The organism is Mesosutterella multiformis, assembly GCF_003402575.1.
GTDB classification, from domain to species: domain Bacteria; phylum Pseudomonadota; class Gammaproteobacteria; order Burkholderiales; family Burkholderiaceae_F; genus Mesosutterella; species Mesosutterella multiformis.
The window spans coordinates 1412890-1428624 of record NZ_BGZJ01000001.1 but is presented as its reverse complement, the minus strand read 5'-3'; the positions used below and the strand labels follow the sequence as shown (position 1 = coordinate 1428624).

The 15735-nt window shown below is 54.6% G+C and carries 11 protein-coding genes; 2 read left to right on the top strand and 9 right to left on the bottom strand.

Going from position 1 to position 15735, the window contains the following annotated elements:
• Positions 1-36: 36 nt before the first annotated feature.
• The 8 genes from M4NBBH2_RS06595 to dcuC all read right to left on the bottom strand — a co-directional run bounded on the left by M4NBBH2_RS06595 (position 37) and on the right by dcuC (position 11369).
• Complete coding sequence (locus M4NBBH2_RS06595; RefSeq protein ID WP_116269340.1) at positions 37-1038, bottom strand: IS30 family transposase; 1002 nt, start codon at positions 1036-1038, stop codon at positions 37-39.
• A gap of 218 nt (positions 1039-1256) precedes the next feature.
• Positions 1257-2822 carry a glutamine-hydrolyzing GMP synthase gene (gene guaA / locus M4NBBH2_RS06590; RefSeq protein WP_116270201.1) on the bottom strand — a complete coding sequence of 522 codons (1566 nt, stop codon included), beginning with the start codon at positions 2820-2822 and terminating at the stop codon, positions 1257-1259.
• A 114-nt stretch (positions 2823-2936) separates the two neighbouring features.
• Positions 2937-4403, bottom strand: a complete 1467-nt coding sequence (gene guaB / locus M4NBBH2_RS06585; RefSeq protein ID WP_116270200.1) for an IMP dehydrogenase — start codon at positions 4401-4403, stop codon at positions 2937-2939.
• 326 nt (positions 4404-4729) lie between these two features.
• The gene (locus M4NBBH2_RS06580) at positions 4730-5962 is read right to left on the bottom strand and encodes an L-lactate MFS transporter (RefSeq protein ID WP_235005660.1); all 1233 of its coding nucleotides are present in this window, start codon (positions 5960-5962) and stop codon (positions 4730-4732) included.
• A 30-nt stretch (positions 5963-5992) separates the two neighbouring features.
• Positions 5993-7450, bottom strand: coding sequence for a lyase family protein (locus M4NBBH2_RS06575; RefSeq protein WP_116270199.1), 1458 nt, complete (start codon positions 7448-7450; stop codon positions 5993-5995).
• Positions 7451-7548: 98 nt separating this feature from the next.
• A complete protein-coding gene (locus M4NBBH2_RS06570) occupies positions 7549-8736 on the bottom strand; it encodes a porin (protein ID WP_116270198.1) in 1188 nt (395 codons plus the stop codon).
• Positions 8737-8746: 10 nt separating this feature from the next.
• Positions 8747-10165 carry an amidohydrolase family protein gene (locus M4NBBH2_RS06565; protein WP_116270197.1) on the bottom strand — a complete coding sequence of 473 codons (1419 nt, stop codon included), beginning with the start codon at positions 10163-10165 and terminating at the stop codon, positions 8747-8749.
• Positions 10166-10175: 10 nt separating this feature from the next.
• A complete protein-coding gene (dcuC, locus tag M4NBBH2_RS06560; RefSeq protein ID WP_235005661.1) occupies positions 10176-11369 on the bottom strand; it encodes a C4-dicarboxylate transporter DcuC in 1194 nt (397 codons plus the stop codon).
• A 457-nt stretch (positions 11370-11826) separates the two neighbouring features.
• Here dcuC and M4NBBH2_RS06555 point away from each other — a divergent pair, with 457 nt between their 5' ends.
• Positions 11827-12765 carry a LysR family transcriptional regulator gene (locus tag M4NBBH2_RS06555; RefSeq protein WP_238691382.1) on the top strand — a complete coding sequence of 313 codons (939 nt, stop codon included), beginning with the start codon at positions 11827-11829 and terminating at the stop codon, positions 12763-12765.
• An 88-nt stretch (positions 12766-12853) separates the two neighbouring features.
• Here M4NBBH2_RS06555 and M4NBBH2_RS06550 read toward each other — a convergent pair whose 3' ends face one another.
• Positions 12854-14341: an FAD-dependent oxidoreductase gene (locus tag M4NBBH2_RS06550; RefSeq protein WP_116270194.1), complete on the bottom strand. Its 1488-nt coding sequence runs from the start codon at positions 14339-14341 to the stop codon at positions 12854-12856.
• Positions 14342-14707: 366 nt separating this feature from the next.
• On the opposite strand from M4NBBH2_RS06550, the gene M4NBBH2_RS06545 reads away from it, so the two are divergent.
• A complete protein-coding gene (locus M4NBBH2_RS06545) occupies positions 14708-15709 on the top strand; it encodes an IS30 family transposase (RefSeq protein ID WP_116269340.1) in 1002 nt (333 codons plus the stop codon).
• Positions 15710-15735: the final 26 nt, after the last annotated feature.

Here is a 15735-nt window from a genome sequence, read left to right as displayed (position 1 = left end):
GCGATTGACGCAATTTTTTATTTTGATGGTGAATTATCAAATCAAGTGCAAAGTTACTGAATAAAAGACTTCAGCCGGACACTTCCAATTGAGACGTTTTCTGGGTCTGAAATTCAGAGCATTGAACCGTTTCTGAACTTCTGCCTGAGAAATTTTATCGATACTCATTCCTTTTGGGAAAAAGTCTCTAAGAAGTCCGTTTGTATTTTCATTACTTCCTTTCTCCCATGGATGATGAGGCAAGCAGAAATACACTTTGGTTCTGAGATCTTTCTCCAGTTTTTCAGCCCAGGAAAATTCTTTTCCGCGATCTACGGTAATCGTACGCAGATCCTTATCTGACAGAGATTTCTCAATTACGGCAGACACATCGGCCGCAGTCTTGGAAGCGGTTTTCCCGCCACAGAGAAAGCCGGACTTCCTATCGACCAGAGTCGTGAGGCAGGCTCCGCCCTTTTTTCCGATGACGGTATCGCCTTCCCAATCCCCCAGGCGAGATCTGTTCTGAGCTTCCAGGGGTCGCTCTTCAATGCTGTGAGTGATCTGGATCTTTCCTCGCCTCTCGGTCATGCCTTTACGGTGACGCGTTTTACCGTGGTGTCGCAGGTGTCGGGACATCTTTCGGCCATCCACAAAGCGATCCAGAAAGCCAGAATTGATTCCTCGGTAGATTGTCGTGGCGCTGATCCTTAGATTCGGCAGCTCCTTTCTGAGACGGTATTGAATCTGCTCCGGAGACCAGAATTTCTTAACCAGCAGATTTGAGACAATCCTTGTCAGCAACGAGTCAGACTTCAGAATGTTTCTCTTTCCGCAATGCTTTCTCTGTCTCTGATATCGGGCCTGCGCGGCACAGGGATCATAGGCAGCTGAAGCCCCATCCTGGGCCGATACAGCCTTGTTTCGCTTCAGTTCGCGGGAGATCGTAGAAACATTTTTCCCAATCGCACATGCAATTTCAGACAGGGATTTGCCTGAAATCGTTAAAGCCGAAATAAATACTCTGTCCCGAAGAGTAAGATGATGATAGTGGCTCATGAGCTCCCTCTATAGTTATCTTGACAATCTCTATTATGGAAGCTTTATGGGCCACTATTCTTTTCTCAGGCTTTGCACTTGAAGTGATAATTCGCCATCGAATTCTGCTCTGGGACGTCCGAGCGGTCAGTTGGCCATTGCAGTAAATAAAAAGCCTGGGGAAATCTGTCATTCCCCAGGCTTTCGCTTTTCAATTCAGATCAGCAGTTTGAACGGGATTATTCCCACTCAATCGTCGCTGGCGGCTTTCCGGAGACGTCATAGCAGACACGGTTGATGCCCTTCACTTCATTGATAATGCGGTTGGACACCTTGCCGAGCAGCTCATAGGGCAGGTGGGACCACTTGGCCGTCATGAAGTCCGTCGTTTCGACGCAGCGCAGCGACACAACCCAGTCGTAAGTACGGCCGTCGCCCATGACGCCCACAGAGCGCACCGGGAGGAAAACCGTGAAGGCCTGGGAGACCTTGTCGTACCAGCCGGCGTTATGCAGTTCTTCAATGAAGATCGCGTCAGCTGCGCGGAGCAGATCCGCGTATTCCTTCTTCACTTCGCCAAGGATTCGGACACCCAGACCCGGGCCGGGGAACGGATGACGGAACACCATCTCGCGGGGAAGTCCCAGCTTAATACCGAGTTCACGCACTTCATCCTTGAAGAGTCCGCGGAGCGGCTCCAGCAGCTTCAGGTGCATATCGGGGGGCAGACCGCCGACGTTGTGGTGAGACTTGATCACCTTCGCTTTCTTCGTCTTCGCGGCGGCGGATTCAATCACGTCAGGATAAATCGTGCCCTGGGCAAGCCACTTCGCGCCGGTCAGTTTCTTAGCCTCTTCCTGGAAGCAGGCAACAAATTCACGGCCGATGATCTTGCGCTTCTGCTCAGGATCCGCAACCCCCTTCAGGGCATTCAGGAAGCGCTCTTCAGCGTTCACCACGACAAGCTTCATGCCGAGGTTCTTCTCAAACATTTCCTGAACCTGCTGACGCTCGTTCAGTCGGAGAAGACCGTTGTCAACAAACACGCAGGTGAGCTGCTTACCGATTGCCTTATGAATCAGAACCGCGGTAACGGAAGAATCCACGCCGCCCGAAAGGCCGAGAATGACTTCATCGGAACCCACCTGAGCACGGATGCTTTCAATCGCTTCGTTCGCGAAGTTACCCATTTCCCAGTCCGGATTGCAGTTGCAGATACCGAGCACAAAGCGCTGCAGAATCTCGCGGCCCTTTTCCGTGTGGGTCACTTCCGGGTGGAACTGAACGCCGTAGAAGTGACGGGTTTCGTCCGCCATTGCCGCGATCGGGCAGGAGGGAGTGGACGCCATCACAACAAAGCCCGGGGGAAGCTCGGAAACACGGTCACCGTGGCTCATCCAGACCTTCAGGAAACCTTCACCGTTCGGGCCCTTGAAGTCTTCAATGCCTTCCAGCAGCTTCGTGTGGTTATGGGCGCGGACCTCAGCGTAGCCGAATTCACGCTTCGTACCAGGCTCAACCTTGCCGCCGAGCTGAATCGCCATCGTCTGCATGCCGTAGCAGATGCCGAGAACCGGAACACCGGCGCTGAACACCGCGGGGCTTGCCTGATCATTCGACTCCTCATAGGCGCTCATATAGGAGCCGGAGAGAATAATGCCCTTCGGCGCAAATTCACGGATGAAGTCTTCAGAGACGTCATTCGGATGGACTTCGCAATACACATGCGCTTCTCGGACACGGCGGGCGATCAGCTGGGTGACCTGGCTGCCGAAGTCGAGAATCAGAATGCGATCATGATTCATGGGGGAACACTCTTTCAAGTTAGAAGAAAAGCAAAGCGGATACATTGGCCAGCAGGTGCACTGCCGCTTTCCAACGTATCCGCTGATTTTAATTCATCAATTCAGATCGAATTATCACTGCTGGTGATAGTTCGGAGCTTCCTTCGTGATCTGAACGTCATGGACGTGAGACTCGCGCATACCGGCAGCCGTGATCTCAACGAAAGCGGCCTTGTGGCGCATATCGTCGATCGTCGGGCAGCCACAGTAGCCCATGGAGGAATGCAGACCGCCCATCAGCTGATAAATGATGGCGCCGACCGGTCCCTTGTAGGGAACCATGCCTTCAATGCCTTCCGGAACGAACTTGGAGATGTTGCCCTGGTTGTTGTCCTGGAAGTAGCGGTCAGCGGAGCCGTGGCTCATAGCGCCGAGGGAACCCATGCCGCGGTAAGACTTGAAGGTGCGGCCCTGGGAGAGGATCACTTCGCCCGGAGCTTCATCAGTACCGGCGAACATGGAACCCATCATCACGGAGTAAGCGCCGGCAGCGAGAGCCTTGGCGATATCACCGGAGAAGCGGATGCCGCCGTCAGCGATCAGCGGAACGCCGGTGCCTTCGAGAGCTTCTGCCACATTGGAAACAGCGGTAATCTGCGGGACGCCAACACCGGCAACGATACGCGTCGTGCAGATGGAGCCCGGGCCGATACCGACCTTGACAGCGTCAGCGCCGTTGTCGACGAGAGCCTTGGCAGCGTCACCGGTAGCGATGTTGCCGCCGATCACCTGAACGTTCGGGTAGTTCTTCTTAACCCAGTTGACGCGGTCCAGCACGCCCTGGGAGTGGCCGTGAGCGGTATCAACGCAGAGGACGTCAACGCCGGCTTCAACCAGCGCTTCGATACGCTCTTCAGTGCCGGCACCGACGGAAACGGCAGCGCCGCAGAGGAGCTTGCCGGAGGCGTCGTGAGCGGCGTTCGGGAATTCAGCAGCCTTGACGATATCGCGGACCGTCATCAGGCCGGCGAGCTTGAACTGATCGTCAACGACCAGAACGCGCTCGAGACGATGCTGGTGCATCAGAGCCTTGGCTTCTTCGAGGGAGGCGCCCTTCTTCACAACGACGAGGCGTTCGCGGGGGGTCATGACGGCGGAAACCGGCACATCCTTGCGGTCTTCGAAGCGGACGTCGCGGTTCGTCACCATGCCGAGAACCGTGCGGTCTTCAGCGACAACCGGGAAACCGGAGATGCGGCGCATACGGGAGAGACGAAGCACGTCAGCAACCGTCATATCAGGACGGACGGTGATCGGATCATTCACGATACCGGCTTCGAAACGCTTCACCTTGCGGACTTCAGCTGCCTGGGCCTGAGCGGACATATTCTTGTGAATAATGCCGATGCCACCCTGTTCAGCGAGAGCAATAGCGAGACGGGATTCAGTAACCGTATCCATGGCTGCCGAAACGAGCGGAATGTTGAGCGTGATTTCGCGCGTCAGCTTGGTTTTCAGGGAAGTCTGTCTGGGAAGCACATTGGAGTACGCCGGAACGAGAAGAACGTCATCGAACGTGAGTGCTCTCTGAAGGAGTCGCATGGTTAACCTCTGAGCAAAAAAAAAAAGTCCCTCCGGCAAGGCATCTGCCGTGGTCCGAGTGCTGAACGGGGGAACTGTTCAACGAGAATCTCGGATACAGGTTAACGGCGCATTATAGCTACCATTCTGATAAAAAGTCAAGCTCCAGTGAAACAAAATCTCCGGGACCAATTTACCTCTGCTGCAAAAACGCCGGAAAAGCCCGCTGACAGTAACGATCTCAACGGAAACGCCCGATTTACAGGGATTCCATAAGAAAAAAAGAGGGGCGGCTTCATCGGCAGCCGCCCCAAAATGCACTCTGGATTCTGACTTCTCTCTGTGCCCTACTTCACCATCCTGCGGCAGACTGCCGCGAAAACAAGTCCCAAAAGACAGAACGCTGCGCCGACCATACAGCAGTCTGAAAAGACAAAGCCGGTGTGCTGCATCCAGCGCATCAGCGCGGGACCGCCAAATCCAGCAGCGGCGAAGCCGCAGAACATGATTCCGTAGTTGACACTTGAATGCGCGGTGCCAAAACGTTCCGCCGTAAAGCCCGGGTAAATCGCCATAAAGGCGCCAAAGGAGAGCCCCACGAGGACACAGCCGAGGTAGTACTGCGCGAAATCCCCCATCCCCGCGGTCATCAGCGTAAAGAGCCCGGCGAGCGACAGGCAGAGCGCTCCGGCGAGCACCGTGATACGCCCGAGATGATCCGAAAGAATTCCCGCCACAAGGCGGCCCGCCATATTGAAAAGCGCAATGACAGAAACCGATACCGCTGCGGCCGCGGCTGTCATCCCGATTTCATGGCGCGCGATCGAGGCCGCCTGGGAAATAATCATCATCCCCGCAAAGGCCCCGCTGAGCAGCAGCGCGATCATGGGGTAAAAGACCGGACTTCTCAGCATTTCGCGCCAGGTGAGCCCCTTCGCCTCTGCTTTCGCCTTCTTCACCATGCCGTGCGGCACAAAATCAGGCGGACACTGCCTGCAGACAAAGCCCCCGGCCATGATGGCAGCCCCACAGACCGTCCCGAGAATAATGAACGTTGCGGTAATGCCGACAGAGCCAATCAGAGCCTGGGCAATCGGCGGCACAAGCACCGAACTCATGCCGTAGGCCGCCGTCACGATACCCCCTGCCATGCCGCGTCGGTCCGGAAAATAACGTACAGCGGTAGTAATGCAGGCCCCATAGGTCAGCCCCAGCCCCAGACCGAAAAGACCGCCATACGCCGCGATCAGAGTTCCCACGGATTCCGCGAGTCCGCAGCAGATCAGTCCGAGCCCCATAAGGAAACCGCCTGCCACAATGACGGTCCGGGGGCCGAATCGGTCATTGATCGCACCGCCCAGAATCATCGGAATCGGTCCCACCGCATTCGCGACCCCGAACGCGATAGCGAGGTCTCCCGGGGTAACCGCAGTGCCGAGCACCGATGAGAGCTTTGCGGCGCTGGCGGCCGCCAGCACACTCCAGGCGTAGATAGAACCCGCGCAGAGGTTAATCAGACCTATGACCGCGAGAATCCACCATCGGCGTTTTTCGAGCTGCAGCGTCATTTCGGCGTTCATGCTCTTTCTCTCCTTTAGACAGGCCGCTTATCAAAGAGCCTGTAATTCCGATTCGAGCGTTTTTTCCGCTTCTTTTCGGTTCTGAATGAAAAAGTCTACCCGACCCTTCATCGCTCTGACCATCTGGGAGGCGGCATTCATCTGGTCCTCAAGCATCAGAGGAGAGGCACTTCCCGGAGTCTTTCGGTTTTCAAGAATGTGAAGGGGATTCACCGCCTGCTTCAGCTGTCCGTCGTTCAGCGGGAAAGACTGAGGAAGGTCCTTACCAGCTGCAAATTCAGACCAGACACCGGTGAAATCACCGTAGGTCGCGTTGGCCGGCGTCAGTCCCTTCTCCCGGGCGTATGTTACAAAACGGGAGGCAAAGCCATGCCCTGTCCGGAAATCAATCCCGGCCTCCCGCATCAGCGTATCGGCGATCTCCTGCGTGCAGGTCCATTCCGCATTCAGCTCGGCGAGCGCTCTTTCGCGATCCACCCGAAGAGACTTCACAATGCCCGCGAAGGTTTTCACGACCACGGCGGCGTCTGTCATCAGGCTTTCCATAGACCACGAGTCGCGGACGTCCGCCATACCAAGCGTCAGGTTCTGCATACGCATCAGAACACCCTGCGCTTCTCCTATCACGAGCCCCGCGTCCCGCCGGCAATCATTGATAAGACCAGGATTCCGCTTCTGCGGCATCGCGCTCGAGTGATAGACGCCATTCGGATCAACGCTGTGAATCCAGGGCTTTGTCTGGGAATACTGCGTCATGAAATCCGCAAGGAACGCGTCAATATGGAGCATGACAGAGGCCGCGATCTGACTTGCCTCGAGCGGAAGATCATTTCCGCGGCACTGTCCCGCGTCGAAAGCGTTATCCGCCGTCCGTTCAAACCCGAGCAGTTCAGCCATACGGGCAGAATTCAGCGGCCATCCCGTGCCATTGCAGACACAGCTTCCCATCGGACAGACATCGTGACGCCGTACGCATTCCACCATGCGCTCAATATCGCGGCTGAAAACGTAGACCTGGGCGAGGAGGTAATGGCTGTAAAGTGTTGGCTGCGCCTGAACGCCATTCGTATAAGCCGGAACAAGCGCATCAGACTCCCGCTTCGCGGTTTCAAGAAGAGCGTCGCAGAGCCGCGCTGTTTCACCCGCGAGCATCATCAGACGTTCCTGATTCATCGCGGCGTTCGAGGTTGCGAGAATATCCTGGCTTGAGCGTCCCGCATGAAGCCGGCTTGCCTCCATGCCGCAGAGTTTCAGAAGCTTCGGCTCGAACTGAATATAAAGATCACAGTGCTGGGCGCCCGGCTCCGCAGCTTCCCGCCGGAGTTCATCCAATGCGGCGCGGATTTTTCTCGCGAGTTCCCGGTCAAGCAGCCCGCTCTCAACATTCGCCACAACCGACGCGCGGTTGATCTGCTGCAGCCAATACTCCGTGTCATGCACCATCGACTGATCAGGCGCCTGAACTTTACCCACATGGAAACCCAACATTTTTACCCTGCTCCACAAAAACTTTTTATTCACCCGCGGCTGACTCTTACTTTCGGAATCAGCCGCGGGTACTGCCCATCTGAGAACTTTCAGATTTCTCAGAAGCGATGCATCATGCCGGCGATGAATTCATGAGCCGAGATGTTCTTCCGCTGCCAATCGGCGTCCTGCCAGAAATAGCCTCCGACCGCGTAGAGCGAGGTACGGCGGGAAAGCGGATAGATATAACCGAGGCCGAGATTCACGCGGTCATACTTATTCTGGTTCGTCGTGTTGTTGTTTTCACCGAACCCCCAGGCGGCGGAAACCTTGACTGTTCCGCCAGCCGCGGGAACATCGACACCCGTCGAGAAAGCCCAGCCGTCAAACCCCTTTGTCAGGTCGCCTGCATGCTGGAGCGGCGCAAATTCCTTCGTAGAGTAGCCGCCGATCCAGCGCGTATTCTTGAGGTACTGGGCTGTTCCATAAAGCGTGAAGCGATCAAACTTGTAGTGCCCGCCAACAGTGGCTTTCCACGTATCCTTATCGGTCAGGCGATTGGCAGAGTTGCCGGCCGCAATCCAGTCAACGACAGCCGCAATGTACGAGCGGCTTCCTGTCCAGTTAAAACCGACCGCGGTCCAGCGATCGGCGTCAGACGTACCCTCAGTCGTGTCGCTCTTATTGCCGAAGGAATGCTGGAAGTGGAACTGAGCCCCATTCATCACGGGGGTCTTGTAGTTGATCATGTTGTTCCAGCGTGCGGTCGCCAGCGTACCGGCAAACTTCCAGCCGCCTGTCATGTTGCCCCAGCCGGCTCCGAACGGATTCACGCGGCTGTTCAGCAACCCGGTCGTACCGGAACCGGTTGACATGGCCGGCATGCGGCCGCCCTTCAGTTCACCCCAGATCTTGGAGCGGAAACCAACCGAAGACTCACGCTCAAAAAGCACGTTATTCATGTAAAGCGTGCCATCATCAGGAAGGAAACCGTTTTCGAGGTGGAAGATCGCTTCAAGATTGTCAGAAAGCTTTTCAGAACCCTTGATACCCCAGGTGCTCACATTACCCGTGCCCTGCTCAAATTTATGTCCAGCGCCCTGCTGCGTCACATAGCCCGCGCTGTCAAGTACATTTGCCTTGGACTGTCCAACAGGTCCCTGCATGCCGGTATTTCCGTCTTCGTACCGGTAAGTAAGACCCTGATCCAGGAATCCGAAGACTTCAACGTTGGCGGCAGATGCCTGCTGAACCGCACCGAGAAGCGCCATCGCGACCGAGGCAGCGAGAAGTGAATGCTTTTTCATGAACGATCTCCTATTGATTGTTTTTTGACAGTGAGCCGAAAGTCCTGTCTATTGTTGGTATTCCGCCTGGAAGGACTTCAGCCCGAAGCCCCATCCGGCGAACGGCTTCCAAACCTGCCTCAGTGACGAGAGCGGTGCCTCCGCGGCCATTTACCCGGCCATCCCGCAGAACGGCTTCGCCTCTCACAAAGGTGTGAACCGCGGTCATCCTCTCCGGGTCATAGAGCGTGAGATCCGCGTCAGCCCCAGCTGACAGCCTCCCCTTCTTTTCGAGCTTGAGCATGCGGGCAGGAATAAGGGAGGTTTTCGCGGCAAACTCAAGCGCCGAGAGTCCGCCAAGCTTCATCAGACCGCAGCCCCCGCGCACGATGACATTCCGCGGCAGCACACCGCCATCCGTGCTGATCCCATCCACGAGGAATGTGCCGTCAGCGCGCTTCGCGGTCGCGAAGAAAGTTCTGGCGATGATCGGGTTCACTCCCCCAAAGGATCCGTCTTTCGCTTCTCCGGAGAGGAAAGCTTCAACCCCTTCTTTGGGAGGGAGAAGCACAAGCGTTCCGTTTCTGGGAGCGATGGCGCGAAGCACATCCGCTTTCATCGCGGCAACCGCTCCATCCCGAGAGGGCTCAAAACCGAAGAACCTGAGCTGCGCGGATAGAATCCCCGAGGCGGGTTTCCCGTCCGGCGTGAAATTCAGGGGGCAGCCATTCCGATCCGAGAGGTAACTCTCCGTCACGATTTCCGGATGAGAAGCAAGGAGTGACTCCGCTTCTTTGCATTCATCCAGAATGCCGTTCACGCGGCCGCGGCAATAAGCGTTGATATGAGCCAGATGGAAGGGATGACCGGACGCCAGTTCCACCGCTTCTTTCATGCCTTTTATGTTGGAACCTGCCTCCGTCGTTCCCGCGTGCCAGGCGGCGTAAATCCCCCGCTCTGCGGCAATGCGGATGATTTCAGCGGATGCTTCAGGAGTGAGCGGAAAGTGCCCGCCAAGGATCTTTACGCCGAACGCGCCGTCCTCAACCGCTTTCGTCATCGCGAGGTCAATTTCCGCAGCCTTCGGATCGTTTCCCGAGACGTTGTCTCCTGGAATCAGCGCGGTCAGCACCGCGACGTTGATCCCAACACCCGCAACCGGCATATAGCTGAAGACTTTCGGCGCGGGACCTGCCATTTCGAGACAGGTCGTCACACCGCTTTCCGCGGCCATCCGCATGCCAAAGGGGTGAGAAGCGAGGTGAAGATGTGTATCGATGACGCCTGGCTGCACCGTGAGGCCGGAGGCGTCGAGTTCTTCCGTACCTTTGCTGCTGATCGATTCGGAAACTTCAGCGATCCTGCCGTCCTCGACAGCGACATCAGACTTCCCGGCGAATCCGGATTCGGGATCCACCACAAAACCGTTTCTGATAATGAGGTCAAACATTTTTCTTACCTCAGACCAGAATCAGGGCAGCGACCAGCACACCAACCGTCATGCCCGGCACCAGACGCTTCACAACAGCGACCGGGTTCGCGGCAGCCATACCGGCCACGATAATGATCGAACCAGCGAGCGGGCTTGCGGTACGGCCGAACTGACCCGCCATAATGGCGAGAAGACCGAGGGAATTAGGCGACATTCCAAAGCTCACAGCGTGAGGCGTCACAGCCTGGTTGAAGGCCCAGATCGCCGCTTCGCCGGAACCCGTGCCGATAGCCATCAGATACGGGCCAAGAGCGGCGCCCCAGCGGGCAAGTTCATTCGAGCTCTTCAGGAATTCAATGAAGGCACCGACAGCACCGGTCACCTGAAGGCCAGCCGTAAAAACACCGGCTGCCACAATCAGGCCGATCACCTGCGCGTAACCAGAACCCATGCCCTTGAAGAAAGCCTTGGAAAGTTCACCCGGATTCGCAAGCGTAACGAGCGCGATCACCAGGGTACCGATCAGCATGGCGGCCACAACGTCGAGCCCTGCCTTCGGGAACCAGATAGCGGCAACCATAAGGACCGCGAGCGGAACGAGCGGGCAGATGGCACGAAGATAGCTCACCTTGAATTCTTTCTTTTCACCCAGATTCAGGCCCTGCATTTCTTCCGCGCTCGGTTTGTGATCACGGAAACCGAAAATTCCAACGACGGCGTTCACGAGAGTCGCGATAACAACCAGCCCCACCACATACGGAGCCGCCCAGGCAATGAAAGCCATCAGATCCATATTGGCCATCTTCGCGACGTAAATGTCATGCGCGCAGCCAGGGTTCAGCAGAAGCCCCGCCATCGTGCCGCCGCCGACGGCCGCTGCTGCGGCTGCCGGACGGATGCCAGCGCGGATAAGGAGAGGGATGAAAGTCGCGCCGGCGGTTGCAGCCGTACCGGCAGCCGACATGATGGCGATATTGATGGCAAAGGTGAGAAGCGTGGTAACCGGAATCAGAAGACCGCCGAGCTTCTTAAGGGGAGCGGCAACCGCGGCAACCAGATGCTCGTCACACTTGGAAGCGGTGACAACGGCAGCAAAGCCCATAGCCGAGCAGATTGCCGGAACCAGGGTGATATTCGTCATTCCCTTGACAAATGCCTGAAAGGCTTTCATCGGGTCCCCGCCGACAATACACATGGCAAAACCCGCCAAAAGCAGAACCATTCGGGTTTCATACCGTTTAACAAGTCCTACCACCGCAAGAACAATGGCCGCACAAGCGAACCAAATCTGCCAGGTCATTCTGATTCTCCTATCTCTCTCATGAATCCCCCCGGGGTCTCGTCCGGCAGGGATTTTTTCTTGAACAGTCTGATTATCCGGAGAAGATAGATTTCAGAAAAGACAATTTCATCAATTTTAAATTGGCATAAACGCAATAAATAACGTAGACTTAGTTCCTAGTTTGAGCTCAACCTATTGTTAAACAGCCAATCTGAGAAAAGATCTGTTGCATAAATGGAACATCAGATTGCAGTTTTTTCCAAAATTCCGGGAAAATACCCATACGATTTACCTAACACCTTAAGGTGTATATGAGTACCTATCTCGGAGAAAATGGAATACATCTTAAGAAATACAAATAAAAAATCCGGAGAGAGATGTGAACCGTTTGGACGACATGAATTCATGGCGGATGTTCTGTGAAATCGTTCGGGCTGAAGGACTTAATGCCGCCTGCGAGCGGCTTGACTGTGAACCCAGCACCGCAAGCCGGGCAATTCACGCGCTTGAAAAAGAACTGGGGGCTCCTCTTTTCTCTCGCTCTTCGCGTCCTGTCAAACTGACCCAGCTGGGGCATGAGGCATATCAGGCAGCGCTGAAACTGACCGCGACTCACGAGGATATGATCCGCTCACTGAAAGGCGATAAAAGTAAGCTATCAGGTCTGATCCGGGTCACATCTCACGCAGGCATCGGGCCGGCAGAAATCACCCCGGCTCTGGTTGAATTTCAGAAAATTTATCCGGATATTCAGTTCGAGCTGAGCGAGCTTACAGCTCCTCTTCCAGACGGTTTTATGACATCTGATGGCAATCTGGTTGATGTGGCGGTTGGTTACGGAGAAGACGCCCCGCTCCCGGGGGTGATCCAGAGATATTCAGGAGAAATGCCCTTTATCCCCTGCGCATCCCCCGCCTATGTCAAAAAGCACGGTTTTCCTCGCCAGGTCGATGACTGCCAGAGGCATACCGGCGTTCTGATCAATACTCCAACCCGGTCTGCGACAACGGTCCTTCAGAAAGGAGCCAAAACTGCAACAATCAGGTGGAAGTCCACGCTGATTGTCCATAACCTCATTTCGGTCAAATCCGCTGTAATGCTGGGAGCCGGTGTTGTTCCGGACCTCCCGCTTTATCACTGCGCAGATGATATTGAAGCGGGGAATCTTGTCGCAGTACTGGATGGCTGGAGGCGGAAACCTCTCTCCTGCTTTGTCTACGCGCGGGAAGAGTCTTACGAAAAACGGAGAGTTCAGGTTTTTGTTGACTGGCTCGCGGATCACGAGGAACGGTCGATGAATCGGCTGAAATCCCGATTCCCCGAGTTCTATCACTGAGCTTTCCTGATTAGGCAACCAAAAAAACTCTCAGATTCCAGTAGGGAACCCGAGAGTTTTTTGTACTTCAGATGAAGATTCTGAATTCTTACTTCTTCAGATTAGCCTTGATGTAGTCCGCGACGTGATAGCCGTAGACCGCCGCGTTTGTCAGCTGAGCGCCGCCGACGTAATTGTCATAGAAGAGACCGCCTGCCGCATTGCCGATCGCGTAAAGTCCCGGAATCGGCTGATTCTCAGTATCAAGCACCTGAGCGTCCGTATTCACCAGAGGACCGCCGAAAGTGGCTGTCATTCCGCCTTGGAACGGCACAGCGTAGAACGGGGCCTTCTTCACAGGCCGAGCTTCCTTCAGCGTATTCGGGGGCACAAGTTTCGCGCGGGTATTATTCGCACAGGCCTCGTTATATTCATCCACAATCTTCGTCAGCTTCTTCGGATCAAGACCGGCTTCCTTGGCAAGGGCTTCAATCGTGTCAGCCTTATAAACCGGTGCGTGGTTCTTTGCGTAGGAGTTCCAGTCGTTCGCAAGGACCTTCAGGTTATGAACGTCTTCGTCAACGATCATAAAAGCCCAGTTATCCGTAGTCTTCGCTGCGGTGTCACGCGCCATCTGAACATAAGTCTGTCCTTCGTCCGTGAATCGCTCGGTACCTTCCCTTGAGACACAGATACCGTTATTCACGATGTTCAGAGGATTAGCGCCGGTCGGCCCATGAATCGGACCGCAGTGATACTGATCGACATTCACAAACTTCGCGAAGAGCGGATCCGTAAGCTTAATGTTTTCACCAGCAATAATGTGGGAACCGCGAATCGGCATGCGGGCGGCCGCAGCCCCCGCGTATTGGGTCACCATGGCCTGGTTCGCGGAGAAACCGCCGGTAGCAAGAACCACTCCGCCGCGGGAACGGATGTCACTGTAACCATCTTTGGTCTTGACGCGGACACCGTCAACGAACCCCTTCGAATTCTGAAGCAGCTGCACAACCTTGGTGTTAAACATCATTTTTACGCCAAGGCTCTTCGCCTTCTTCTGAAGATCGAGCGCCAGCTGGGAACCACCAGGCTGGGTCGGCCCCTGAACGAGATGAGACCGGGTAAGCATTGGGAAAATGAAATGCATACCAGTCTTGAATTTGATACCGCAATAGTCCGCCATCCATTCAAGCGTCTGATCCGCGTGATCGACAAAGTAGCGGGTGAGCGCCGGGTCGCCATGTCCTTTGGACACCTTGATCATGTCGTCATAGAACTTATCGGTCGTATCGCCGGAGATCCCTGCAGCGCGCTGCATCTTCGTATTCGTGCCGAGCATAAATCCGGCAGCGTAAATCGTATTGCCAGAGGAATCCATCATCTTTTCTAGCAGCAGAGGCTTAAGACCGATCTGTGCCGCGCGAACCGCGCAGACAAGACCGCCGCAGCCGGCACCGACAATGATGAGATCGTAGGAAGCTGTTCCTTTGGAACCTTTCTTGGCCGCAGCCTCTGCGGTTCCGGAGGAAAGAACGGCGGCACCAGCTATTGTGGCGGCAGCGCCTTCAAGAAAATGGCGGCGAGACGGATTATTCATGACGAATCTCCTTCAATCAGATATGAGGATTGAACTACGACAATGCCAATACTGTCGAATTCTATTCTTGTTTCTGTGTTTTTTAAATGGTGAATTATCAAATCAAGTGCAAAGTTACTGAATAAAAGACTTCAGCCGGACACTTCCAATTGAGACGTTTTCTGGGTCAAGGAAATACCGTTCCGACTGTCAGGGTCAGATTAGCGTCATGAAACTATTTGAAAAGACAGGAATTTGTGTGGGGCGGCAGCCCCACTCAGTTTCTTAGCTGGCGAATTATCACTTCAAGTGCAAAGCCTGAGAAAAGAATAGTGGCCCATAAAGCTTCCATAATAGAGATTGTCAAGATAACTATAGAGGGAGCTCATGAGCCACTATCATCATCTTACTCTTCGGGACAGAGTATTTATTTCGGCTTTAACGATTTCAGGCAAATCCCTGTCTGAAATTGCATGTGCGATTGGGAAAAATGTTTCTACGATCTCCCGCGAACTGAAGCGAAACAAGGCTGTATCGGCCCAGGATGGGGCTTCAGCTGCCTATGATCCCTGTGCCGCGCAGGCCCGATATCAGAGACAGAGAAAGCATTGCGGAAAGAGAAACATTCTGAAGTCTGACTCGTTGCTGACAAGGATTGTCTCAAATCTGCTGGTTAAGAAATTCTGGTCTCCGGAGCAGATTCAATACCGTCTCAGAAAGGAGCTGCCGAATCTAAGGATCAGCGCCACGACAATCTACCGAGGAATCAATTCTGGCTTTCTGGATCGCTTTGTGGATGGCCGAAAGATGTCCCGACACCTGCGACACCACGGTAAAACGCGTCACCGTAAAGGCATGACCGAGAGGCGAGGAAAGATCCAGATCACTCACAGCATTGAAGAGCGACCCCTGGAAGCTCAGAACAGATCTCGCCTGGGGGATTGGGAAGGCGATACCGTCATCGGAAAAAAGGGCGGAGCCTGCCTCACGACTCTGGTCGATAGGAAGTCCGGCTTTCTCTGTGGCGGGAAAACCGCTTCCAAGACTGCGGCCGATGTGTCTGCCGTAATTGAGAAATCTCTGTCAGATAAGGATCTGCGTACGATTACCGTAGATCGCGGAAAAGAATTTTCCTGGGCTGAAAAACTGGAGAAAGATCTCAGAACCAAAGTGTATTTCTGCTTGCCTCATCATCCATGGGAGAAAGGAAGTAATGAAAATACAAACGGACTTCTTAGAGACTTTTTCCCAAAAGGAATGAGTATCGATAAAATTTCTCAGGCAGAAGTTCAGAAACGGTTCAATGCTCTGAATTTCAGACCCAGAAAACGTCTCAATTGGAAGTGTCCGGCTGAAGTCTTTTATTCAGTAACTTTGCACTTGATTTGATAATTCACCCTTTAAAAAAACTTTCA